Genomic DNA, 23,561 nt, shown 5'->3' with positions numbered 1-23,561 from the left:
AAATGTCTGTCCGTTCCGAAAACTACAGATGGGGCAACCCGCCTACACGTGAGGAAGGAGGGAGACAATGTACTACATCAAGGATGCCAAAATACGCCGCTTCACTGAACTTGACGGAGTGCGCTGTGCTGAGGTAGAAGTGCGTCCCGGTGCCGCAGATGACCCGGAGCTGCTGGTTTATATCACAGCTACGAATCAGAAGGATGGTCAGCCTGATTATGACATGGTACGGATCATCCGCAATGATGCCGATCTGGAGCTGGATTGGTATGACAATAATCTGCATTCGGCATTTGAAGAAGTGACCGACAAGGCTTTTACGGACTCTACGCACATTACCGCTGGTGAGGAACGGGAAAAGTTCAAAAGGGAATTGCTCTCCTATGGGCAGCTTAGCACAGAGTTTGCCAAGGAGTTCGGGGCATGAGGATATGGTGTGCACTACCTCGGCTTTTGTTAATTTGGACACCGGCGCCATCGCCAGATCAGCGTGAAAGGAGGGGGAAATCATAGACGGCAAAGCGAAGTATAAGAAAAACAAAGGCAGCAGTTATATTCATAACAATGAGTTCGCGGAAGAAGTGATGGAGAAAAATGTAAGACATGAGGTGCGAAGAAGTCCTAGACGCTTCGGTAATAAATAAACAGTCATAAACTGAGAAACGCTCATTTATAAATGACCCTGAAGAAGCCTCTGTATTCGTCAAAATTGCGAATGCGAGAGGCTTCTTTTGAATTAGGCCGCTTCACGCAGCGTCATGATCCCTTTGTAGATGTTATAGACAAAAACGCCGAGATAGACCACTACGAATAGCAGTACAAACCCGATAACCGAGCCTGCATGATTGGCAGTGATAATAAAATAAACTAGCGGAATCGCCGCAATAATGGGGAAAATGTGCGATAAAATGGCTTTTTTCGCGTGTCCCTGAACATATTCGTCCCGGACTGCAATCCACACAATGACCGGCACCAGAAAAGGTGCGAAAAAAATGCTAAAATAACAAAGTGAAGACAAAAGGCCTCTCACGGATTAACCCCTCCTTTTTGGCATCGTTCTTTGTACATAATACCCCGTTAGCGTCCAAATGATTCCTTTTGCAGCCTGCTTTCCTGTATAATGAAAAAATGCTTTTGACAGTTGCCCAAAATGTGATATAATCATTAATGCACTGAATACATAAGGTTTTATTGATTGTTATCTTGTCCCAGTAGCTCAGCTGGATAGAGCAACGGCCTTCTAAGCCGTCGGTCGGGGGTTCGAATCCCTCCTGGGACGTATAGCAAAAACTTCCTAATTCAATATTGGGAAGTTTTTTTGTGTTCCAGTGGGATGAGAACCCCTTGGGGGGACGTCGGAGCTAAGCATCGTTAGCATAAACTTCGCAGTCTCGACCGTAGGGAGAGTATCCCTCCTGGGACGTATAGCAAAAACTTCCTAATTCAATATTAGGAAGTTTTTTTGTGTTCCGGCAGTATCATTGATTCTGGCTTTATACTGTCGCCTTCTCTTTATGAGCAAAAAATTGCGGCAGATGCTCTTTGTGTGCTTCCAGCAATTCATCCAGCACAGTTTGGGCGATATCGCCGCTTGGAACGAGCGGATTCAAGGTGAAGGCTTGCAGTGCTGTCGCATAGTCACCAGTGACCGCCGCTTCAATGGTCAGCTCTTCCATCGCCTTCATGACTTGCAGCAGTCCCCGTTGTGCTGGAGGGAATTTACCAAAGTTGACAGGCTCCGCACCATGCGCGCGAATGACACTAGTTACTTCGATGGCGCTATCATAAGGGACATCATCAATCGCACCGTTGTTACGCGTACTAACCACCATCAATGTGCCTTTGTTGTTATAAATAGAGTTGATGATTTCACAGGCAGCATCGCTGTAATGCGCACCGCCGCGTTTGGATAATTCCTCTGGTTTGTAATCCAGATTCGGATCTTTGTACAATTCAAACAGACTTTCTTCCAGACGTTTGACGACTTGGCCCCGAGTTCCTTCGTTTTTGGCCTCCTCTAATTCTTCCTTGAGCATGTTATCGGTCATATAGTAATACCGATGGTAAGGACAAGGCAGCATTTTCAATTGACGAACCTGATCATACAGGAAACGCATGTTCTTAATATTTTCAACGACCTTCTCCGGTTTTGCGCCAGGCGCATACAGTCCTTCGATGACTTGTTCTGTTAATTCTTCTCCGGTTTTGTCATAAACTTTGTGCCAATGAAGGTGGTTAATTCCTGCAAATTTAAAGAACAGCTCTTCTTCCGGTTTGTCCAGCACAGCCGATGCACTCTTGATCGCGCCGATTGGAACATTACATAATCCGATGACTTTATCCCACTGACCATAACGAAGCACCGCTTCGGTGACCATGCCCGCAGGGTTGGTGAAGTTAATCAACCATGCATTCGGACACAGTTCTTTCATATCTTCTACGATACTGAGGATAACGGGTATGGTACGAAAAGCTTTGAACATCCCACCAGCCCCATTAGTTTCCTGACCGATCATACCGTGTTTCAAAGGAATACTTTCATCTTTAATCCGGGCTTCCAATAAGCCTACCCGAAATTGGGTCGTTACAAAATCGGCATCCTTCAAGGCTTCCCGACGATCCAGTGTCAAATGTACTTCACAATCAATGCCGGCGGCTTTCACCATCCGTTGGGCCATGGCCCCTACGATCTCCAGTTTCTCGCGCCCTGCTTCAATATCTACCAGCCATAACTCCCGGATGGGAAGCTCTGCATAACGTTTGATAAAACCTTCTACTAATTCTGGTGTATAGCTGGAGCCTCCGCCAATAGTTGCGATCTTTATGCCTTTTTTCATGGTTAGTGCCTCCTGAGTATGTTTTTTAAAACCGCTTTCTTAAGCTCAAATTCACTGTAATCCCTGTAATGCATTACAGGTCAAGCGCTTTTAGAAAACTTATTTGGGGAAGGTGACAATTATAGGGCGGGGCCACGAAACATGCTAAACACGAACATGCTAAAATAGAAAGAACGAGGTGAGAAATGTGGCAAATATTCATGAAATTGCAAAGCTGGCGGGTGTATCCTCGGCAACGGTGTCTCGTGTCATTAATAACCATCCGTACGTAAGTGAACCGACAAGGCAGCGTGTACAGGAGGTCATAGACCGACTGGATTATGTACCTAATTTGAATGCGGTTTCATTAAAAAAGGGCATGACCAAGCTCATAGGAATTATTTCAATTTCTTTTAATGATTCATTGGGTTCATTTGTGCGTGGATTTACAACCTATGCCCAGGAGCATGGTTTTAATATGGCACTATTTATTACGAATGGAGAGAAGGAGCGGGAGCTTGAAGCACTGGAAATGTTGCGGAGAAAGCAACTGGACGCCTTGGTCTGTATGATTCGCGTCAATGAGTGGAGTGTGATTGAGCACTACACCAAATATGGTCCAATTGTGACATGGCAGCGTGTAAACATTGAGGCAATCCCGTCTGTATTTATGGACCAGTATCAGGGGTACATGCTTGCGCTGGAGCATCTGTATGCCAGAGGCTATCGCAGCATTGTGAATGTATATGGGAATATGAGGGGATTGAATACGAAGGAGCGCATACGGGCTTATCATGATTTTTGCAAAAAATATGATTTGAACGCAGATGCTTTCCCGCATTTTTATGGCTTAAATTCAATAGAAGCGGGTGAACAAATTGCTCACTGGTGGGGCGAACAATCCAACAAGCCTGATGCCTTCGCTTGTTCTACCGATTATTTGGCTGCAGGATTTTTGACCGAAGCACGTAGGCTCGGTGTTTCTGTCCCGAGTGATGTTGCAGTGGTGGGCTTTGATAACACCGAAATTTCGCATTTGCTTGATTTAACCACCATTCATTACCCGATTGACAAGCAAGCGGAAAATGCATTCATTATGATTCGAAATGCCCTAGAGGGGCTTCAGGAAGAATTACATCCCTTGGAATTCAAATTAGTAGAGCGAGCGACTACTTGATCTCCTGAGTATTCCTTTTTATCCGGTGCTGAGCTATTCAAGTCACATAATTGAGGTGTTATTTTATGCAATATAGGTTAACTGATACTCACTTATATATACTTGAGAATTCTAGGGTTCTCTGCTTTGCACGTCCAACAAATGCTTATAAGGATTTAGGAGAATTAATGGAAAATGGCACGCTCTATCATATTTCGGTACCAGAAGATTTCGAATCTTTTGATCATAATAAAGCACTAACTCCGGGTGAGGGAGGCGACTTCTTTTTTGAAGAGTTCCTTAATCCAGTACTAAAATTAATAAATGAAAATAAAAAGTAAAAAATAAAAAAGGACTCCATAACAGCATAAATCCCCAGGAGTCCTTTCTTTACACAATACTCTAATTCAAACGAATTTCTAATAATTCCATTTCGAAAATTAAGTCAAAAAAAACATGTATAGATCGTAAGTAGAATTAATGATTCAAAATAGGTATTTCCCCAAGCAGATTCTTCAAGTTAATGGAATCCCACGGCATATGTTCGGTTATACCTAACCCAACTACATCGGTTTCTTCAGATAGTTCTTTAATCAGATGAAGTAGTTGAGGTATTTGCATTGTTCCCGCAGGAGAAAGATTATAGGGAGCTTCAGGGTTGGCGAATAATAAAGAACGAAATGCTTTTGGATCAAGTACATCTAAATCAAGGTGAATCGCCAGGTGCTTGATGCCGCTTTCTTTAATCCACTCTTTTATTGATTCGGTACTGATCGTTAACTCTTTGGTTCCAGCAGTTCGAATCCCTAATCTTTGAATTACTTCAGCATCTGTTTCTATAGTAGTAACACCTAGTTTTTGAAATGTTTCTGAAAATGCTTTTGTTTCTTCTTCTGTAGGAGTTGCTAAACCAGCGATAAAGACTTTTTCAGGTTTAAGAGGTAATTTCACATATTTTGCGAACTCCTCATCTCCTTCTCCCAAAAGGTTCCCAAGCGGTAATGTATGTCCGTTATCATAGCCTACATATCTAACTAAATCACTGTGGGCATCGATCCAAATTAACCCTAATTCCCCGCCGTATCGTTCGTTTAAATAGGCAAACGGGGCCTGTTCGACTAAGCAGTCACCACCAAACATTACTATGCGATCTGGCTTATGAGCGTCAATGATATGTTGAGCAGCCTCTAATTGTTCAAGTAGCTGTTTTCTCCCATACATACCGTTCTCGTTGGCAAGTGGAGTTCCATCATAAGCTTGAACTGGAACATGAATAAGGGGTTGAGCATTGTCTGGGGCTAGCCAGGCCAGCAGTTCGGCGCCAAAAGAGTAGTTAGGATTGTTTCCTCCTTGCCATTGCGGCATTAACAGGCGTATTGTTTTAGTCATATTTTCTCTCCTTTACTTCAAATTACGGTTAGTATAAACTGAACGCAAATAAAAACGTAGTACGCACTAATTTGATAGGTACTACCCGAAAGGATAGTGTGAATATGAGTATGGCTGAATTTAAAGGTAAAGTTAAAAATATTGAAGATACACCTTTTGGTTATACAGTGTCAGTCATTGGTGGTAAATGGAAAATGGTTATTATTTATCTTCTGGCCGAAAACCAAGTGGTTCGCTTTAATGATCTGAAAAGACAAATCGGAGCTATTACTTATAAAACATTGAGTTCACAGCTAAAGGAATTGGAAGCGGATGGATTGGTAAATAGGAAAGAGTATCCGCAAGTTCCCCCTAAAGTCGAGTACAGCCTCACAGAAAAAGCGGAAACACTATTACCTGTTTTGGAAGGGTTATGTGAGTGGGGAACCCAAAACCAATATAATTAAATATCGTTTTCTAATTGTTCTCGAATGCTATACGAATATTAGAAAAGACGATTGACATATATTTATAGTTAATCAGGTATTCAACGAGCTCAAGTGCACTGGGGATAGGAAGCTTAAAAATCAGTATCTTTTGGGGGGATATTTTTGACTATGGCGATTATTTTATTTATAGCGAATATTCTACTTATTCTTGTTTCAATCGTTGGTATTGTTCTGTTCATGGGGATATTGTACAGGGGGTACATTTTGCTAGGATTACTTATTGCTGAGAAAAAGAACACAAGAAATCAAGCTGTAAAAGATTAATTTTATGACAACACAGAGCCTCATTTCTACTTTATTAGTGGAAATGAGGCTCTTGCGTAAACAATAAAAGTGACATAATGGGGTAAAGGAAGGGACATAGCATTTTATAGCTTTTGGGACATCCCCGGATGTTTGATGCTTAGCACTACCTTTTTCTTTAGTTCCTCTGCAGCAGCTCGAATCTGTTTTGCCTGCGTCACAGCCGAAATCACCGCTACACCATCGGCACCCGCACCTACCACTTCCTCCACACGGTCTATCGTAATGCCACCGATCCCGACGATGGGCAGATCAATTCCCGCTTTGCGCATCTCATGCAAAATGGCTGGACCCTGCACCGCATGAGCATCATCCTTTGAGATGGTGGGATAGATGGGGCCGACGCCGAGGTAGTCCGCACCTTGCAGAATGGCTCGACGAGCTTCCTCAATCGTATGGGCGGAGACGCCAAGGATTCGGTTTCCGATCCGCGTACGCACAGAATCAGCCGATTCATCGTCCTGACCGATGTGAACACCGTCGGCGTTGAGCTCAAGAGCCAGCTCCACATCGTCATTGACGATAAAGGGGATACCAGCGTGGTGGCACAGATCTTGTAGCTGACGCGCAAGTTCAAACATAGGAACCCCTGTTAACGCGCTACGGCCCTTTTCCCGGAACTGGATCATGGTTGTGCCGCCAGCAAGAGCCTCCTGCACGACCCGACTTGGTTCCGCGAGGCAGTTCACGCTTCCAACAACCAGATACATCTGTAAATGCCGCCGCATGATCTCAGGTAATATTCGACCGCTCATTGGAGTATCTCCTGACGACGGCGGTAGGCCCAATGATTGGTTGGACCGTGTCCCTGGCCCAGATACAATGTATCCTCAATCGCCGCCTGAATGAAGGCTCTTCCATTGACAATAGCTTCCGGTACAGACACGCCTTTCCCTAATTCAGCGGTAATCGCTGCTGAGAACGTACATCCTGTTCCGTGTGTGTGGACAGTTCGCACCCGCTTGCCGCCCAGCTCTGTGAAGGCAGTTCCGTCAAATAGCAGGTCAATGACCTGACCGCTGTTTTCGCTCTCCTCATCGTGGCCGCCCTTGATCACAACGAATTTGGGACCCCGGCTGCTAATATGTCTCGCAGCTTCACGGCGCCCTTCCATCGTACGAATGCTTATCCCGGTTAAGGCCTCCGCTTCCGGGATATTTGGTGTGACGACCAGGGCCAAGGGGAGCAGGTCGTCGTTCAATGCCTGCACCGCTTCTGGTTGCAGCAGCTTTGCGCCCCCTTTGGCAATCATTACAGGATCGACGACAACCTTTTCCCAGCCGAACTTTCGGATCTGCTCGGCCACAAGACGGATTCTGCCTGCATCAAATAGCATGCCAGTCTTTAGGGCGTCGACTCCAAGATCTGATCCTACAGCTTCGATCTGTTGCGCTGTTGCTTCCTGTGGCAGCGGATATACACCGTGAACTCCCAAAGTATTTTGTACCGTTATGGCCGTAATAGCTGACATGCCGTATACGCCAAGCTCCTGAAAGGTTTTGAGATCGGCTTGAATTCCAGCCCCGCCGCCACTGTCTGAACCGGCAATCGTCAGCGCTCTCGGTACATGCACGTCTCTCATCGCGCACCACCTGTTGTAGTTGTTCCAGCTTCACGGATCGTGACTTGCCCCTCTAGCGAACCAGTATGTAGTTTGGCAAGCTCGTCGAGAAAGGCAATCTGGAAGCTGCCCGGCCCCAGCTTTGCGGTATGCGCTGCGGCTCGAGAAGCTGCTGCACCGTAAAATGCCAAACCTGCTGTGCCTGCGAGCAGCAGGTTGGGTTCAACTGCTGCAAAGGCACCCAACACAGAGGTCAGCAGGCAGCCTGTTCCGGTTACCTTCGTAAGCAGCGCGTCTCCGCCACTAATCAATCGTACTTCAACCCCATCGGTGATGACGTCCTCTTTTCCAGTGATGACAACCATGGTATGGAGCGTTTGCGCAGCCCGAACTGCCAGATCGACATTACTGCTGTCAGCACTGTCGCCTGCATCTACCCCTTTAATTTCTCGGGCTTCTCCGATCAGATGAGCGACTTCGGCTGCATTGCCTCGTACTAGTGAGATGTTAACCTCGTTTAGGATTCGCAGTGCTGACTCGGTTCTAAAGCTAGTCGCTCCTGCACCGACCGGATCTAACAGAACTGGAACACCGTGAGCATTCGCCGATTGTCCAGCAAGGATCATGGCATCCACCAGCTCACGGTTTAGCGTACCGATATTTAACACGACGGCGCCCGCTATTTTGGCCATATCTGCTACTTCCTCGGGTGCATAAGCCATCACCGGGGAAGCCCCTAGTGCATATAGGCCGTTGGCTGTAAAGTTGGTGACCACCACATTGGTTATATTATGAACGAGGGGGTTGCTGTTTTGTACCTTTGTCAGGAGCGCCGAATAACTTTGTTCCCATATATTCATCATGTTTATCCTCTCTCATCTATACTGATTATTCCAAGACCGTAGCGCGCATCTGGACGGGCCATTGTTCCTGCTTATAAGCCATATCCCAGAACATATATTCCAGCTGGCAGCTTAGCATAAAATGCTCAATCATCCGCTCTCGCTCGGCAGCCGTGGCGACTTTCGCCCAAGCATCCACACGCTCTCGATATTTGAAGGTTACATCTTCAATTTGGTTGCCATAGAAGCAAATCCACTCATAGAACGGATGAGACTCGTCTGGTCTTACCTCATCCATTAGCCTGCGTCCAATTTCAAGATATGTCCATGGACATGGTAGCAGCACGGCCATGATTTCCCCAAGACTACCCTCATGTGCGACGGTCAGCATATGGCGGATATAATGATGAGCGGACGGAGCGAGTGGATATCCCTGCATCTCTTCATAGGTGACACCTGCGATAGCACAAAAATTTTGATGCGGATGAACCTCGCTGTTGAGAATAAAAGAGATCTGTTCGTTAAATACAGCCATATCCTCCCGGCTCGTGCTTTTGGAGATTGCGATGCCGTAAATCCGCATGTAGGCGTTCAAATATTCAAAGTCTTGTTTTACATAGTGAATCAGCTGTTCCCTTGTTAAATTTCCTTCAGCAATACCTCTCACAAAGGGATGCTCATAAATGGCTTGAAAAATGCCATCCGCCTGCTGACGGAGCTCTTGCGAAAAACTCATTTCCCCACCTCCAACAAAAATGGAGAATAAGAAGTCCCGTAAGATACAATTCTCGGAACAATGCCAAAAAGCCGCCCCGAAAACTGGAGCGGCTTCAACATAGGTTCAATGCGCAAAAACGCCTGAAACCCTATATAGAAGGCTCCACTTTCCTACGCTAGTACGAACTAGATCAGGTTCAAAGGGTCCAAGATTCATTCTTGTCTCAGCCATAATGGCTCCCCTAGTGGACTTTCCTATTCTTTTGACTAATACTGTACATTCGTTCCTATGTTATGTCAAACTGCTTATGCCTAGTGAAGGATTAGTGAGGGTGTTGGATTACACTTTCCACGGCTTTGACCCTCACATATTCCGGTTTCCACATTGCATCCCGAATGGCTTGCTCAATATTTGGAAGGTGTGCCTGAGCTACCTGATCCTGAATTGCGGCCTTTGCTACCGCAACCGCAACCGCAAACGAAACATCACGTAATTTTCGAATATGGGGCAGCAGTGCGCCGCCAAGTTCATTCGAATCTACGGCGTTGGCAACGGCATCAGCTGCTGCGGTAAACATGGAAGGAGTGATTCGTTTGGCCTTGACCACAATTGCGCCTAGACCCAGTCCCGGGAAAACAAAGGCATTGTTCGCCTGACCAATTTCAAATTTCGTACCGTTATAGGTGACGGGCTCAAAGGGACTTCCCGTAGCAATCAATGCTTTGCCATCAGTCCATCGTATCAAATCCTCGGGTACCGCTTCAGCCAGATTGGTAGGATTGGACATGGGCATAATGATCGGGCGTTCCACATGCTTTGCCATTTCCTTGATAATCTCTTCAGAAAAGGCACCCGCTACACCGGAAGTCCCAATTAAGATTGTAGGTTTTACCTGACGGATGACCTCCAACAACGGTATTTTGCCGTCTTCCGATCGGGCCCATGAGCTGATTTCTTCCTTTTTACGCACATATGGTTTCTGATAATCGAGTACATCTTCCATATCGTCCGTTAATAGCCCGCGATAATCAAAGGCCCAAAACGACCTGAAAGAATCTTCTGCAGGAAGCCCGTCCTCGATCATAGCGCTCCGTATTTGGTCGGCGTTACCGATTCCTGCTGCCCCTGGACCAAAGACAAGTATTTTTTGTTCACGTAGCGGAATTTTGGTGACACCTACCGCCGAAACAATCGCAGCTAATGTGACTGCTCCTGTGCCCTGGATGTCATCATTGAAGGTGAGAATGTTTTGACCGTATTTCCCTATAATGTGGCGTGCGTTCACGCTGCCCACATCCTCCCAATGCAAAAGCGCTTTCGGGAATTGTGTTAACGTTTTGCTGATAAAGGTATCAATAAATTGATGATAGGCTTCTCCGCGAACTCGTTTATGGCGGTTTCCGATGTATAGCGGATCATTCAGCAGCTTCTCGTTATTCGTGCCGACATCCAGTACAATGGGCAGCACCCGCCCGGGATGAATACCTGCCGCAGCTGTATATACAGCAAGTTTGCCAATAGCAATGTTAATTCCCCCGACACCCCAGTCACCAATTCCCAAAATACTTTCTGAATCCGTCACGACGATAAGGTCAACATCCTCACTACGCAATCCGGAATTATAGAACGCCTGTCCGATACCGTTCGGATGATCTATTGATAAATATACGCCCCCGGGACGGTTGTACTCATGGCTGTATTCTTGAATGGCGGTTCCTACAGTCGGTGTGTAGACTACGGGCAGCATTTCACTCAAATGGTCGGTTAGCAGCCGATAGTAAAGCACGACATTCCGGTTATGAAGGTCGTTAAGTGAAGCATTTTTACGCAGCATGGTGGGTTGTGCCAGGAATTGCTGATATGCCCGAACGCTCTGTTTTTCCAATGAAAGGACAGTGGGAGGAAGAATTCCTTCCAAGCCCAGTTCTTTGCGTTCTTCTTCTGTAAATGCCACCCCTTTGTTCAAAAGAGGGTTTGCTAGGACGTCCTTTCCTCGTAAGGGAGTAGATAATGACCCATCACGATTGACATGAAATGCTTCCATAAAAATACCTTCTTTCCCTATATTTTGATAATTATTCATGATGAAAATGACATGTTGTCCATAGTATGGACGTACAAATTGGTTTTATTCGCCTATCAATCTATGACAAAATGACCATATGTGTATCTTTTTATTAATCCTATAGAACTAATTTTGTTTTCGGATTCACCTTGTAATTCGTATAGTAATAGTCCTAATGAATCGGGTCTAAATGCTCTGTTTTTATCAAATATGAAAATTAGTTTTTCTTCTCTTGAATGCTTATATATCAAGGGATGTGAGCTATTTTGTTAAGAAAATATGAAGTATTTGGACATTAATTTAATCTTACTAAGCAAACATTTTTAATTCTTTTTCAACAAAATAGAATTATTCGGAGGAAAAGGAGAGGTTTGTGTGCAGGGACCTATAGCCATTTTTAGCGATAACAACAGGGCTATTGATTATCCCAATGTGATTTGTTTTTACCAATATATACAGTGCGAGGACACGGAGGAAGCTTCAGTCTACGAGGGCGCAAGTTGCTGCCTGATAGATTATAGGGAGCCGGGGCAAGCCGTGCGGAAAGCTAATCAGATCCGTAGCCAATTTCCGCAAATGCCATTGCTATTGGTGACGGATGTAACCTTTCCGTTCAGTGATCAGCATATGGTGCAGATTATCGGAGTAGGCCGATTGCGTCTGCTATTTTGGCAAGCCAATGATACCGAAGAAATACTTTCTGAAATACAAAGCTTGCTCTATCCCGAGTATTCGACTAAAAGCCAACATGTTGCATTCATCTTGTCTGTGTATAACGAAGAGAAACGTTTTGTTCATGTCAAAACCTTTGCTGAGCGACTGCAAGCCTTTATCCGCAGCCATATTATAGAGGGTTCGATTTATCTCATTGATGATGGTAGCCACGATGGCACGAATGCCTTGATTAAAGCGCTGGAGGCAGCAACGGACTTGTCCGTAAACCGGATTAACCAGAACTTGAGTCCACTGCTTCAAACAAGGGAATTGGGACGCAATACGCGCAAGGCAGGGACGTATCTGGAAGGAATGCGGACCATCGGTGCGGATTACTACGTATTTGTGGACGCGGACGATTCTTTTTTTATTGAGGATATTGCCAGAATGATCAATGTTGTTCAACAGGGCTACTATGATGTTGTGATTGGAACCAAAGATATGACCGCCGAGAATCGTTCTCTATTGCGATCTATCGTCAGCTTTGGCAAACGGGTCGTCTCTCGCCCCTTTTTACCAACCGGTGTAGTAGATTCCCAGACGGGTCTTAAAGTGATGAGCTCGGTTGCCGTGAAGCGGATGTTTCCACATTTGAAGGAACAACTCGGACTAGCGCTGGATCTGGAGATGATGTTCATTGCCAAGCGACTTCAGCTCCGTGTGCTGCAACTACCCGTCAAATGTATTGACCGAGATGGCTCGCACATTCATGTCTGGAAGGATTCCATTCGTTTTTTGCGCTCTATCATTGAGATTTGGCGACTGGATCGGCGGGTGAGATAACCACGTGAACAACCGATTGCGTTCGTTGATGTTCCCCCTCTTTAATGTGCTGCTTAACGGATTCAATTTTTTCTTCCACATTGCAGCGAGCTGGTATCTTACCGGACAAGCCTATGGTCAGGCGAACGCGCTGTTGGCCCTCTTTGCACTGTTGTCCGTATTGGGCTTATCCATCCAGCTGTTAACCGCCAAGCTGGTATCCAAGGCTGACCAGAAGCTTCCGCTACGCAGCTTACCGCTCGGTTCTCTATTACTAAAAGCACCTCTAGTGCTAACTTTGCTTGCCATGATCATTTCACTTTCCTTTCATCCGTGGCTGGGTTCGCTATTGGGCGTTGAGTCCGGCCCGCTGTTCATGCTGTATGCCTTGATCGGATTGCATATTCTGGTGAGTTCGTGCCGTGGAGATTTACAGGGGAGGGAACGCATGCTGGCGCTCAATGTGAACTATTACATTGAGGTATTAGGGAAGCTATGCCTGTTTTTTGTCCTGGCTGCCCTGGGATTAAAGCTGGAAGCCTTATTATTAGCGAGCTGTGGGGGAATGCTGCTGTCGTTGCTTCACGGCTGGATCGTTTCGGCCCGAGGCTTGTCCCTATTGACATATAGAGGAGAACATATCCCTGCTGGGTTATGGAAGTCACTAGGTCAGGATTTCACCGATAGCCTTATGACGAATTTATTCATTCTGTTTTGTATATCCATCGACATGTTGTATGTACAGCATTATTTTCCTGAGCAGGCCAGCAGCTATGCCATTGCTCTGAAGTACAGCCAGTTGGTCTATTACGTTTCGTACAGCTTGATTGCTGCCTTTATTCCAAAGATCGGTGCGCAGGGGCATGACCGCCAGGCTTTGGGCAAGTTAATTGTAATCTATGCTGGATTAATGGCTGTAGCCGCGCTGTGTGTATATGTGGGCACAACTTATATATTCCCACCCTCTATTCCCATATTATTTGGAGCCTCTTACCAGGCGGCTGAGGCCTATATTCCATGGGGAGGCTGGGTGTATTGGCTTTTTTCCATCGTGCTATTTTTTGTGCATGTGCACGTATTAGTGGGCAGACGCACCTTTATGTTCAGTCTGATGGCGGGAGCCGCAGCTTTATTAGTAGCCTTTCATATGGCTCACACAGACCCGATCGATTTTTTGTTGTCAGAGTTCATTGTGTACGGAGCTATGTCTCTCTACTTTGTGATAGATGCCTATATGTATTTGTTCAAAATAAAGATAAGGGGAGGAATCACCCCATGAATACCATACTAGAGCAGGACGATAAGACCGTAGTTCTATTGCTTTCCTGGCGTGACATTCGTTCTCCGAAAAGCGGGGGAGCAGAAATTTTCACCCATGAAATGCTGAAACGCTCACAGCAAGGTCGGTTTCAGTTCATTCATTTCTCACCTCAATTTGAGGGGATGCCTGAGCATGAAGTCATTGACGGTGTTACGTATATTCGAAAAGGAAACATATACAGTGTTATTTATTATGCGATGCGCTATTACCGTCGTCATCGGCAGCAGATTGACTATGTAATTAATCAAGCGAATACGCATCAGTTCTTTACCCGATTTTGGGTGGAGGCATCCAAGCGAATTTTTTTCATACATCAGCTAACAAGGGAAATATGGTATGAAAATGCCAGGTTCCCGCTAAATATGATTGGATTTCATATGGAGCCCCTCATGCTTAAGCTGGCACGGAAGGATCGGACGCTCACCGTATCCCCGTCTACCCGGTATGATCTGCTTAAGCTGGGCTTTCATCCAGATCGCGTTCATCTTTTACCGGAAGGCATTGAGTTTGATCATTGGCCGCGTGAACAATTTTTGACGAAGGAGTCTAACCCAACCTTCATGTATGCCGGACGCTTTGTTAAATATAAGGGCATTGATCTGGTCGTTGAAGCCTTTGGGCGGCTCAAGGAAAAGTTCCCCCAGGCTATGTTATGGATTGCCGGAAAAACCGATAAAACCTATGTGACAGAACAATTATTGCCGATTATAGAACGGTATGGATTGACATACGGAGAACCGGATGAACAGGGACAATCACAAGCCGATATTACCTTTTATGGATTTGTTTCAGCAGAGTATAAGCTGGAGCTGATGAGCCGTGCCCATGCGCTCGTATTCCCTTCCCTGCGTGAAGGCTGGGGATTGACGATTACCGAAGCGGCAGCGGTTGGAACTCCCAGCATTGTGAGCAATTCTCCCGGTCTGGTGGATGCGACGGATTTCGGAAAAAGCGGATATTTATGCTTTCACGGCGATATTCGAGGATTGTCTGAACAAATGGAAAGAGCGGCAGAGGGTGGCGAAGATTACATGGCCATCCGTGAGCGAGCGTACCAATATGCGCTAAGATTTCATTTTGATCATACAGCTGCAGCGTTTGAGCAGTTGATGGAGAATTGGACAGAGGAGGCGGAACAGAGTGGACAAAGTGGTCATTCTCTTCTCCACGTACAACAATGAACGTACAATAGAGCCTTGTTTGCGAAGCTGTATGGGGCAAAATTACAGGGATCTGCATATTGTAATTGCCGATGATGGCTCCAGTGATCGGACGGTTGAGACGATTCGTATGCTGTCCGCAGGGAGCTCAGTACCCGTTACCGTATTGGAGCTTCCTCATGGAGAGCGGGGAGTTGCTAGAGTCAAAGCGGTTGAGGAAGCGAAGCGCTTGGGTGCCGAATACATATTTGTATTGGATTCCGATATGATTTTAGCCGAACATCTAATTCAGCAAAGCATCGACTTTTTTGACGATCATCAAGATATTGGCGCCTTGGTTATTCCAGAGGAGGCATATTCGGAAGCAAATAATTTTTTCTCCAAAGTAAAGGTTTTCGAGCGGAATGTAATTAACAACGCAGGAGAGACCTTGGGAAAACGCTCCATTGAAGCTGCACGCTTCTGGCGAACGAGCGCTTACGAATCGACAGGCGGATTTAATGCGGAGCAAATTGCTTTTGAAGAAATACAGCCAACCTTACGCTATATAGAGTCTGGCGGAGTCATTCGCCGGGCGGTTTTTACACGGGTATATCATGATGAAAAACAGGTATATTTGCAGGATGTATTACGTAAAAAAGCCTACTACTTCTCGGTGATGGATCGTACGATGTCATCTGAGGAGGGCGGATTGCGAAAGGCACTGGAACGTTGGTACTTCTTCCGTCCGGTGTTGTATACATGGGGGAATGTGAAAAACTACATCCGCCATCCGCTGCTAACGGGGGGGATGTTGTGGATGTACACCTGCCTGACTGTGATTGGGGTAGCCGCCGTGTTAAAGGGCGGCACCCGTCACTCAGGCGATCTCGCTAAGGCGGATAAGGCGTAACGATGAATGACCGAGGGTCAGCGTATCCAGCGAGTACAGGTCGGGATCGGAAGATTCCGGCTCCTCATACGGTATATATAATGAATGCGGAGTTAACTGAATACCTTCGCCAGCAGGATGACGCAGTGAGCAGCCGACAGGATACAGCTCAGCAAGTGCAATGTGTACGGCGGTTACGATATCTTGATCATTCAGCAGTACATACGGTCGGTACGGAGCATTCAAAATGCTGTTTATAAATTCCGATAGGTCAGATGCGACGTTCTGGTCTGCATACAGGCTGTTTCGATTGAGCCTAGCCTGATCAAGCGCCTCATACAGTATCTTTTTAAGCGTATCATCATCCAGCTCCAGCGGTTTCGTCAAAAAACGGAACACGCCGACTTGATTAATGGCCGATAAAATGGACTGCGTATGCAGGTGACCAGACAAAATGATGCGTACGATATGTGGATAATCTTTCTTAATCATACGAAGGAACGTAATTCCGTCCAAACCAGGCATAAGCAGATCGGAGACGACAACATCAATCGGGTACTTTTCCAGCACTTGCAGAGCTTCTTTAGGCGTGTGAGCGGTATGTAAGGTGAATGTTTCTTGCGTCAATGTCCGTTCTAGCAGGGACAGCACCATGGGGCTGTCGTCAACAAATAGAATGTTTTGGGGTGTCATAAGAACTGCGCAACTCCAATCAGGAAGTAAGAAATGAGGAACTACATGTATAATATCAGCGTTTTGGCATTTTTAAAAGATGTCAGTACAGAACGGGCGTTGCGTCTTTTTTGTGAACGATTTGATTCGGTTGAACACGCGCTCTGGGAAAAAGGAATGCGTCTGCTTCACCAGTATCATGCTGCGCGACATACAGGGGTGACTCTGGCCGTCTCCAGTGCACTTCAGCATATGGATGATCGTCATGATATTTACGTTGTTGATCTGCGAGCATACAGCGAAGAAGATTTGGATCGTCTATATATCGCCAAAACATGCGAGTTGATCCTGCTGACAGACGGGGCAACAGAAACCGCTGCGAGGTTTGCCGCACTCCAGCGCCGCACTCCCCGGTTGCTGTGCGCACGGCTACCGCTGGTCAGCTACGAGCTGGAATGCCTGATGCAAGCGATTTTGAGCCGTCTTGAACAAAATGGAGGGGCCAGGTCATGAAGCAATGGGCTTTGTTGAAACCAAGTTGGCAAAAGCTGATCCTGTACCTGATGGTTTTGTGTGTGACAGTGTTCTTGGCCGCTGTGCTACAATGGTTCGTCATGCGGCAATTCAGCGGTCACTTGGCGGAAATTCAGAACGAGCAGCTCCAGGATGAGGTACAGGAACTGTCTGGCAGCATAACGGAGCATTATGCCGCATGGCAAGATGAGCTAAAAGAGCTGTCGTCCAGTCTGGGCAGAGAGATGCTGAATCAGGGAACACGTCAATATGCTGAGGGGTTTAAGCGTGAGAGCGGGTCTTTTTATGTGCTGGATGAACAGTATCATGTGATGGTCGGACGTGACAATCGTGAGATGAGGAATGCGGTCCAGCAGATTAAATGGCTGCAAAATGGTTGTGCGGTCAGCTCTTTTGTGACTGAGGATCATCAGCCTGCCCAGTACATAGCGTGCAGGATTCAAGGGGCGCAGACGGGCGGTTTTATGGTGCGTACAGTTGACGCTGAAATGCTTAGTGGAATTGTTAAAAGTAAGCCGGTGAATCAGCATGAGACTTTATTTTATAACGGTCAATTCAAGATCGTAGCTTCCCGAAGTACTTCGGATATCAACCGGACGGACATCACGAGTGTAACCCGTAGGCTGCTGGAGGGCAATACGGGTATCGTTGAAGATCGTGGAGAGAAATACGGAATAGGATTCAGCCGCATTGGGGAAGAGGCCCTTTACATATCGGTTAAGGATATCAGTCAGGATACTGCCCAGCGAATTAGCTCCTTTCGCAAACAGTTGTGGATGGTGATGGCTCTAATACTCATTATTTTGTGGGCCATGCTCATACAGTTCCGCAAACGGATTGTGAAAGATGCCATCGTGAACAATCAAGTGCGTGACCAGCGGCGGGATGAAGATATGCGACAGCAGCAGGACACGTATTATTTGCCGTTAATGCAGACGATTGAGCAACAGCTGCAAGAGCTACAAGAACAGACTAGCCGTCTCACAGGCGGCGATGATTTAAAGCTGTTGGGATTTTATCAAGATCTAGCCAACCGCTTTGAAGTGTCTTCCAGTCAGGGAAAAGGAGCATCTCATGAGGAACTGGAGTATTTCCGCGAGCTGAATGAAAATTTCATTCAGGGTCGTCTCAGACAGGAATCCTCACTAGGAGAATTACTGACAGGCGTCCGTAGTTTGCGTGATGAGCTGGAAGAGAAAATGCATGATAATAGCGGAATTAGCTTCACCGATATGAATGAGGTATTGTCCGAATCGCTGAAATGGGCGAACCGTTCGCTGAATATGAAGCACATTCAAGTGATCTTGCGGCAAGAGCCAGTTCCATCCATTGCAGCACAAGCACCCATGCTGTACAAAACGATACAGGGGCTGCTGGAAAATGCAGTGCAGGCCATGAACCAAGATGGAGAGCAACTGGAGGATCAGGAACGGGGCCGAACGGGTCTGCGGTCCAAGCGGCAATCTCATATGCTTAAGGTTAGCTCACGGCTGGAAGAAGCTGAAATTATGATTATCATTGAAGACACAGGCGGCGGGATTGATGACAAGATGCGTTGGAGCTATTTCCAGCCGGACTATTCCCAAAACGCACAGGAGCATACGTTCAGCCTGTATCACATGGATGCATATCTGAAGACTATAGGTGGTCGCTTAAAGCTGCGTAACACCGATCAGGGATTGCAGGCCATCGTTCATTTGAGAAGATAGATAGGCCCAAGATAACCAACAGATACAAGAGGTTCAAGAGAGGGGGACAAGCATGAAAAAGTGGATATTTCGCTACCGCTACGATATGGCGGCAATCCTATTGATGCTGGCTGCGATTGTGGCATATCTTGCCCCCATCTATGGATTAGGACAAATCGTATTCAGTGACATTGCCTTTGGAGCCACCTCTCATCGGTATCTGGAGGAAATAACCGGGGTATGGAACGAACGATGGTCTACCTCGACCTTGTTCAATGCTCCACGTATCCTGTACATCTTGCCCTTCTATGGACTTTCACTATTATTTGACGAAAGCGGCCCGGTCTTGCTCAAGTCGTTTATCACAGGCTTGTTATTTGTCTCGGCATTTTCGATGTATGCCTTTGCCAAGCGACTGGTCAGCGTGTATTATTCACCAAGTTTTACGAAAACCCGTATTTTTGCCATCATGGTTGGTTCGTTGTTTTACGCACTGAATCCGTGGGTTATTTTTCGCATCCAGCATATTTATTTGCTCTGTGGGTATAGTTTGTTTCCGTTAATGCTGCGATTCTTTTTCAGTGCGGTGGACCCCAAGTTTCAAATTCAACAAATTAAAAACTATCATCCCCATAAGTTGTATCAGCGGAACTGGATTGACCTGTTCCTGCTGGCTGCAGTATTCACTGTTAGTGCTGCGGCCATTCATTATTTTTTCTTCGGGATGATTTATTTGGGATTGTTCACCATGCTGCTCCTGCTCAAACTGACCTGGACTCATCGTAAGGCCGGGCGCGCCTATTTACAGCCCTTATACAGTAATTTTTTGCGTAAAGGCATGATTTTTGGTGTGTTTTTCGGACTGCTTAGTTTTTACTGGTTGTCCCTGTATGTAGGTAGCATGTTGATGGACGCTCAAGCGTCTCAGCATAATATCAACGTCGTGGATACGTTGTCTCTGTTCAGCCGTAATAGCAGTTTATATAATGTGGGTTATTTACTAAGCTATTGGTGGCCAATGTTTTCCTTTTCCTCACTGCCTGCGATGTTTTATGTAGGTGGGGGATTCTTATTGCTATTGATCGGATACGCGATGGTGACACGTTCACATAAAAATCCGATCATTCTGATCTTCTCGCTCCTTACGCTGTTATTTATGGTTGCAGCGACTGGAACGACATTTCCGTCCATTGCCAAGTGGTTTGTTATTTTGGTTACGAAAACCCCTGTGATTGGTTCGGTTTTCCGTGATCCTAACAAATTTATTGGATTGCTTTCCCTTAATTTCGGTGTGTTGCTGACCTTTGGCGTCATTCAATGTATGGAATGGTTTGGATCATCGCCGCTACAGCGTGTGTATAAAAAGCTGGCGGTTGTTATCGTCGTTTTGTGTCTGGGCGTATATTTTGCTCCCTTGCGTACCCAGTTCATTGAGGGGTACTACAAGCCGGTACAAGTGCCGAAGGCTTATAGTCAAATGGCTGAAAAGCTGACTGACCCAGATCGTTTTGACAGCAAGGCACTGTATTTTCCGATTGCTGATAATATGATTCAAAGCTATAACGGAGTAGCGACGCCCAAATGGAATAAAGGCAAGACGGCCACCGAGAAGGCAACCGGGGATTTTCAAGTATACTCTTCTCCTAAAAATACGATCTTTCATCATGAAGGCAATGATCCCGGTATCACATACTATATGAATTTTCTGCAGTATGTTATGGACAACGGATTAAGCTCGCGATTAGGCTGGTTGTTCTCTACTTTTGGGGTCAACCAGTTGGTTTACCATGACGAATATGAGGGACAGGAGAAACGGCAGGATTTCCACCTGTCTCAGCTGGAAGGTCAGATCGGGTTGAAACGTACGTATAAGAACGATTTATTTTCCATATTCAATCTTGATCAGACACCGCCCTATATGAATATTCTTGCAAGTAAAATTGTGACACCTTACGGATTTAGCCGACTGGAGAGTTACAGTCATCTGCCTGGTTTTGATTTCAGCCGTTTTGGCGTGCTGTTCAGCGCGTTGAAGCCTGAGTTAAACACCATTCAGACGGTCAACAAGGGGGATTATGTGGAGGCAGCCTCCTTTGATGACTTGCTGTTGTCCCAGCTCCCGGCAGAGGATTACTTGCGGCCTTTTGATGCCATTGAGGATGGTAATGCATTTTTAAAATGGTCCAAAACTTTTGCATCAACCAACGATTGGTTGTGGTATTTATCCTCCCAAAATATACGGAACTTCCCGTTTGATATGGAGATGGATGCAGGGATTGCGGTCACCTTCGCCAGTAAGAAGCTGGATGTGGCACCCTATCAGATGAGCAGTATTGAAGGCAAAACGGTGCTTGATTTTGACTCTATGCTGAGAACGGAAACCTTTTTCAAGCCTGATAATCCACAGTTGTTCAGTGTGCAGGCTAACCCCCGAGAGGAATCGAACGACGTGCCGACTCTGCATGGTGAGATTATGAAGGGAGATCCGAGTAATATATGGCAGGTTGCCAGATCGGGATTGCTAGAGGCCAAGGAAAATAACCCATATCAGTTCCACATCACCGTTTCTGGTCGTGGGACGAACAAAATGCATGTAAAAATGAGGTTTTATGATAAGCAAATGCGTGAGCTGGGGGTTAGCTATGTTGTGGCGCCTTCAGAGGGATATAATTTTGACAGTGTAAAATTTTACGGGGAATACGTCTCGCCGCCTGGCAGCTATTGGATGCGAATGGATTTGTTAACCCTCCAGCGTCCGCAGCAAAAAAATTACTGGTGGATTCACGATATTCAGCTGCGTGATTTGGGGAAATACAGCAAGCCCAACACGTTTACGATGCATAAAAAGATGGACCAGCCTCAAACCTCGCATGTATATGCAAGAGTGTTCATGAATAAGGCAGGCGGGAAAATACAAGTCACACTGCCCGATGGAGTGGCTAACATCAAGACCCGTGATGAGGGATTAAACCAATTTCAATGGGTTGATTTGGGAGAACATGTTTTTCCAAAGGGAGATAACCCAATCACGGTTAATAACCTGCAAGGCTTTAATGCGGTCAATCAATTTGCGATTGTTCCTGTGGATCAACTGGATCGATTATCTTTTCCGGTGGAGCAGGCATTGAAGCGGGGCAAGCTCTTTTTCACCTTGGAGGCAGAGAACGATTTTAATGCTCAAGGGAATGTGCAGACGGAACGTGCTTTACCTAGACTTAGTATGGGTCGGGGAATCAGTTACCAAAAAGGGACGTTAAGCAGAGAAGTGGAAGTCGCCAAAACGGGAACCTATGCCACAGCTATTTTGGCTAATTTACCTGCCGGATATGAAGGATCGTTAACCATGAAATGGAAGAATGAAGAGACTGGAGAGGTGCTGACCAGAACGATTCGTACGGAGGACTCTTATAAGCGATTACCCGCTACCTCTTTATCCGAAAAGCAGGTTATTGAAACGGTGCCCAACCAAGATAGCTTTGCCAAGAAAAGCATACAACTTCCTGGTCTGCTGAACGACTATGGCCGAGTCGAATTTAAAAATCTGTTCTTAACCAAGGGAAAATATCGCTTAACCCTTGTACTGGACAGTCAGGTGCCGTCATTGAGTCATTTTGCAGATATTCATCGAATGGGCGGGCAGGAAGTGATCGTGATGCCTGGGCAGGACACGAAGGAATCATTGAGCACGGATGTTGGTTGTGTAGCAGATATTCGACCTGGCCAGACGGATCTATCCATCAAGGACACAGAACTGTCCATCCGTTACGCACCTAGCTATTCCTGTGATTGGAATATTTATGCGTCCAAAAAAATGAAGGCGGAACCGCTGCAAGAGTATGCCGTGCAGTTGGATGCACGGTCAGAACAAATTGGAAGTCGACACATGAAGGTCATTTTCTTAAATAAAGCATCCCAGGTTCTTCAAACCTCCTATATTGATGAGGTGGAGGAGAGAGATAAGGAGCAATGGAATCATTATGACCAGATTGTAAAGGCTCCGGCAGGAACCACCATGATGCAGTTTCAGATTTTAGCGCATGCGCACAAGAAGCAGACGGGCTTATTTCAAATGAAGCAATATTCCATCATCCCTTATCAAGCGATGATTACAGTGGATCAATTTACGCTGTTTGAGGGAACGGATATGGATACCTTTTTTATGGCACCACACGCTGCGGAAAGCATTCAGGCTACTCGTGAAAATTCCATGGAACGTAGTTTTACGCTATATAATCCAATGCATCAGCAGGTGCTGATCCGGGAGACGGAATCACCCAATCCACTATGGGAGTTCAGGCTGGGTAACGAAAATCAGCGAGCGCGTCTGTCTGTGAATGGAGTAACTACCGGATTCATAACGAATGGCAGCGGAAACGGTAAGGTTGTCGTTATTCTGGCTTCAGCCTACCGTTTTGGCTGGGTATTGTTTGTCATAGGGATCCTGGGCGGAGCAGCTTGTTTTCTTCCATATCGGCGATGGAATAAGCGGAAAATTCCATAA

Annotated in this window: 20 protein-coding genes, 1 tRNA gene and 1 riboswitch; of the genes, 12 read left to right on the top strand and 9 right to left on the bottom strand. The window is 46.1% G+C overall.

The genetic code is table 11. From position 1 onward, the window contains the following. Positions 1-67: 67 nt before the first annotated feature. Entirely contained in the window at positions 68-427 is a 360-nt protein-coding gene (locus HFD99_RS14405) for a hypothetical protein (RefSeq protein ID WP_031462108.1), read from the top strand. Between the two features lie 309 nt (positions 428-736). On the opposite strand, the gene HFD99_RS14400 is transcribed toward HFD99_RS14405, so the two are convergent. Continuing rightward, positions 737-1,030 (bottom strand): DUF4870 domain-containing protein, encoded by a 294-nt coding sequence (locus HFD99_RS14400; RefSeq protein WP_016324668.1) that lies wholly within the window; start codon positions 1,028-1,030, stop codon positions 737-739. Between the two features lie 175 nt (positions 1,031-1,205). On the opposite strand from HFD99_RS14400, the gene HFD99_RS14395 reads away from it, so the two are divergent. Then, a tRNA-Arg gene (locus HFD99_RS14395) sits at positions 1,206-1,279 on the top strand. Between the two features lie 214 nt (positions 1,280-1,493). Here HFD99_RS14395 and HFD99_RS14390 read toward each other — a convergent pair. Then, positions 1,494-2,837, bottom strand: a complete 1,344-nt coding sequence (locus HFD99_RS14390; RefSeq protein WP_025365679.1) for a 6-phospho-beta-glucosidase — start codon at positions 2,835-2,837, stop codon at positions 1,494-1,496. Positions 2,838-3,024: 187 nt separating this feature from the next. Here HFD99_RS14390 and HFD99_RS14385 point away from each other — a divergent pair, with 187 nt between their 5' ends. Together HFD99_RS14385 and HFD99_RS14380 are read left to right on the top strand one after the other, a co-directional pair. Next, positions 3,025-3,993, top strand: coding sequence for a LacI family DNA-binding transcriptional regulator (locus tag HFD99_RS14385; protein WP_167440927.1), 969 nt, complete (start codon positions 3,025-3,027; stop codon positions 3,991-3,993). A gap of 65 nt (positions 3,994-4,058) precedes the next feature. Beyond that, positions 4,059-4,313, top strand: a complete 255-nt coding sequence (locus tag HFD99_RS14380) for a hypothetical protein (protein WP_143069147.1) — start codon at positions 4,059-4,061, stop codon at positions 4,311-4,313. A gap of 136 nt (positions 4,314-4,449) precedes the next feature. On the opposite strand, the gene HFD99_RS14375 is transcribed toward HFD99_RS14380, so the two are convergent. Further along, positions 4,450-5,361 (bottom strand): arginase family protein, encoded by a 912-nt coding sequence (locus HFD99_RS14375; RefSeq protein WP_167440926.1) that lies wholly within the window; start codon positions 5,359-5,361, stop codon positions 4,450-4,452. Between the two features lie 104 nt (positions 5,362-5,465). Between HFD99_RS14375 and HFD99_RS14370 the strand changes: the two genes are divergently transcribed. Further along, complete coding sequence (locus HFD99_RS14370; protein ID WP_167440925.1) at positions 5,466-5,807, top strand: winged helix-turn-helix transcriptional regulator; 342 nt, start codon at positions 5,466-5,468, stop codon at positions 5,805-5,807. 410 nt (positions 5,808-6,217) lie between these two features. Here HFD99_RS14370 and thiE read toward each other — a convergent pair whose 3' ends face one another. The 5 genes from thiE to HFD99_RS14345 all read right to left on the bottom strand — a co-directional run bounded on the left by thiE (position 6,218) and on the right by HFD99_RS14345 (position 11,317). After that, positions 6,218-6,907, bottom strand: a complete 690-nt coding sequence (gene thiE, locus HFD99_RS14365) for a thiamine phosphate synthase (RefSeq protein ID WP_019688442.1) — start codon at positions 6,905-6,907, stop codon at positions 6,218-6,220. Beyond that, positions 6,904-7,734, bottom strand: coding sequence for a bifunctional hydroxymethylpyrimidine kinase/phosphomethylpyrimidine kinase (gene thiD, locus HFD99_RS14360; RefSeq protein WP_039269195.1), 831 nt, complete (start codon positions 7,732-7,734; stop codon positions 6,904-6,906). Before thiD ends, thiE begins: the two co-directional genes overlap by 4 nt. After that, a complete protein-coding gene (gene thiM, locus HFD99_RS14355) occupies positions 7,731-8,576 on the bottom strand; it encodes a hydroxyethylthiazole kinase (protein WP_039269194.1) in 846 nt (281 codons plus the stop codon). Before thiM ends, thiD begins: the two co-directional genes overlap by 4 nt. Positions 8,577-8,601: 25 nt before the next feature. Continuing rightward, on the bottom strand, positions 8,602-9,291 hold the full coding sequence (tenA, locus tag HFD99_RS14350) for a thiaminase II (protein ID WP_025365674.1): 690 nt from the start codon (positions 9,289-9,291) through the stop codon (positions 8,602-8,604). A 132-nt stretch (positions 9,292-9,423) separates the two neighbouring features. Then, a riboswitch (TPP riboswitch) is annotated at positions 9,424-9,526 on the bottom strand. Positions 9,527-9,595: 69 nt separating this feature from the next. Continuing rightward, a complete protein-coding gene (locus HFD99_RS14345) occupies positions 9,596-11,317 on the bottom strand; it encodes an NAD-dependent malic enzyme (RefSeq protein ID WP_025365673.1) in 1,722 nt (573 codons plus the stop codon). Between the two features lie 396 nt (positions 11,318-11,713). On the opposite strand from HFD99_RS14345, the gene HFD99_RS14340 reads away from it, so the two are divergent. The 4 genes from HFD99_RS14340 to HFD99_RS14325 are packed head-to-tail and all read left to right on the top strand — an operon-like array spanning position 11,714 to position 16,187. After that, entirely contained in the window at positions 11,714-12,835 is a 1,122-nt protein-coding gene (locus HFD99_RS14340; RefSeq protein ID WP_016818594.1) for a glycosyltransferase, read from the top strand. 4 nt (positions 12,836-12,839) lie between these two features. After that, on the top strand, positions 12,840-14,093 hold the full coding sequence (locus HFD99_RS14335) for a transporter (protein WP_144380795.1): 1,254 nt from the start codon (positions 12,840-12,842) through the stop codon (positions 14,091-14,093). Continuing rightward, positions 14,090-15,316, top strand: coding sequence for a glycosyltransferase family 4 protein (locus tag HFD99_RS14330; protein WP_017427387.1), 1,227 nt, complete (start codon positions 14,090-14,092; stop codon positions 15,314-15,316). Before HFD99_RS14335 ends, HFD99_RS14330 begins: the two co-directional genes overlap by 4 nt. After that, on the top strand, positions 15,276-16,187 hold the full coding sequence (locus HFD99_RS14325) for a glycosyltransferase family 2 protein (protein ID WP_025365672.1): 912 nt from the start codon (positions 15,276-15,278) through the stop codon (positions 16,185-16,187). The genes HFD99_RS14330 and HFD99_RS14325 overlap by 41 nt, the downstream gene beginning before the upstream one ends. Here HFD99_RS14325 and HFD99_RS14320 read toward each other — a convergent pair. Then, positions 16,155-16,859: a response regulator gene (locus HFD99_RS14320; RefSeq protein WP_031462100.1), complete on the bottom strand. Its 705-nt coding sequence runs from the start codon at positions 16,857-16,859 to the stop codon at positions 16,155-16,157. The genes HFD99_RS14325 and HFD99_RS14320 overlap by 33 nt on opposite strands. A 45-nt stretch (positions 16,860-16,904) precedes the next feature. Between HFD99_RS14320 and HFD99_RS14315 the strand changes: the two genes are divergently transcribed. The 3 genes from HFD99_RS14315 to HFD99_RS14305 are packed head-to-tail and all read left to right on the top strand — an operon-like array spanning position 16,905 to position 23,561. After that, positions 16,905-17,351, top strand: a complete 447-nt coding sequence (locus HFD99_RS14315) for a hypothetical protein (protein WP_016818599.1) — start codon at positions 16,905-16,907, stop codon at positions 17,349-17,351. Further along, a complete protein-coding gene (locus HFD99_RS14310) occupies positions 17,348-19,081 on the top strand; it encodes a HAMP domain-containing histidine kinase (RefSeq protein ID WP_167440924.1) in 1,734 nt (577 codons plus the stop codon). Before HFD99_RS14315 ends, HFD99_RS14310 begins: the two co-directional genes overlap by 4 nt. A 52-nt stretch (positions 19,082-19,133) precedes the next feature. Further along, positions 19,134-23,561 carry a hypothetical protein gene (locus tag HFD99_RS14305; protein WP_123797567.1) on the top strand — a complete coding sequence of 1,476 codons (4,428 nt, stop codon included), beginning with the start codon at positions 19,134-19,136 and terminating at the stop codon, positions 23,559-23,561.

This window comes from Paenibacillus sp. EKM301P (assembly GCF_011800295.1).
GTDB classification, from domain to species: Bacteria; Bacillota; Bacilli; order Paenibacillales; family Paenibacillaceae; genus Paenibacillus; species Paenibacillus polymyxa.
Note: the sequence above shows the minus strand (reverse complement) of the source record. Positions and strands in the feature narration are given on the sequence as shown.

Excerpts from the sequence above, each read along its gene's own strand:
- HFD99_RS14405 (WP_031462108.1), top strand. The coding sequence starts at position 68 with ATGTACTACATCAAGGATGCCAAAATACGCCGCTTCACTGAACTTGAC.
- HFD99_RS14390 (WP_025365679.1), bottom strand. The coding sequence starts at position 2,837 with ATGAAAAAAGGCATAAAGATCGCAACTATTGGCGGAGGCTCCAGCTAT.
- HFD99_RS14380 (WP_143069147.1), top strand. The coding sequence starts at position 4,059 with ATGCAATATAGGTTAACTGATACTCACTTATATATACTTGAGAATTCT.
- HFD99_RS14375 (WP_167440926.1), bottom strand. The coding sequence starts at position 5,361 with ATGACTAAAACAATACGCCTGTTAATGCCGCAATGGCAAGGAGGAAAC.
- HFD99_RS14370 (WP_167440925.1), top strand. The coding sequence starts at position 5,466 with ATGAGTATGGCTGAATTTAAAGGTAAAGTTAAAAATATTGAAGATACA.
- thiE (WP_019688442.1), bottom strand. The coding sequence starts at position 6,907 with ATGAGCGGTCGAATATTACCTGAGATCATGCGGCGGCATTTACAGATG.
- thiD (WP_039269195.1), bottom strand. The coding sequence starts at position 7,734 with ATGAGAGACGTGCATGTACCGAGAGCGCTGACGATTGCCGGTTCAGAC.
- thiM (WP_039269194.1), bottom strand. The coding sequence starts at position 8,576 with ATGATGAATATATGGGAACAAAGTTATTCGGCGCTCCTGACAAAGGTA.
- tenA (WP_025365674.1), bottom strand. The coding sequence starts at position 9,291 with ATGAGTTTTTCGCAAGAGCTCCGTCAGCAGGCGGATGGCATTTTTCAA.
- HFD99_RS14345 (WP_025365673.1), bottom strand. The coding sequence starts at position 11,317 with ATGGAAGCATTTCATGTCAATCGTGATGGGTCATTATCTACTCCCTTA.
- HFD99_RS14330 (WP_017427387.1), top strand. The coding sequence starts at position 14,090 with ATGAATACCATACTAGAGCAGGACGATAAGACCGTAGTTCTATTGCTT.
- HFD99_RS14320 (WP_031462100.1), bottom strand. The coding sequence starts at position 16,859 with ATGACACCCCAAAACATTCTATTTGTTGACGACAGCCCCATGGTGCTG.
- HFD99_RS14315 (WP_016818599.1), top strand. The coding sequence starts at position 16,905 with ATGTATAATATCAGCGTTTTGGCATTTTTAAAAGATGTCAGTACAGAA.
- HFD99_RS14310 (WP_167440924.1), top strand. The coding sequence starts at position 17,348 with ATGAAGCAATGGGCTTTGTTGAAACCAAGTTGGCAAAAGCTGATCCTG.
- HFD99_RS14305 (WP_123797567.1), top strand. The coding sequence starts at position 19,134 with ATGAAAAAGTGGATATTTCGCTACCGCTACGATATGGCGGCAATCCTA.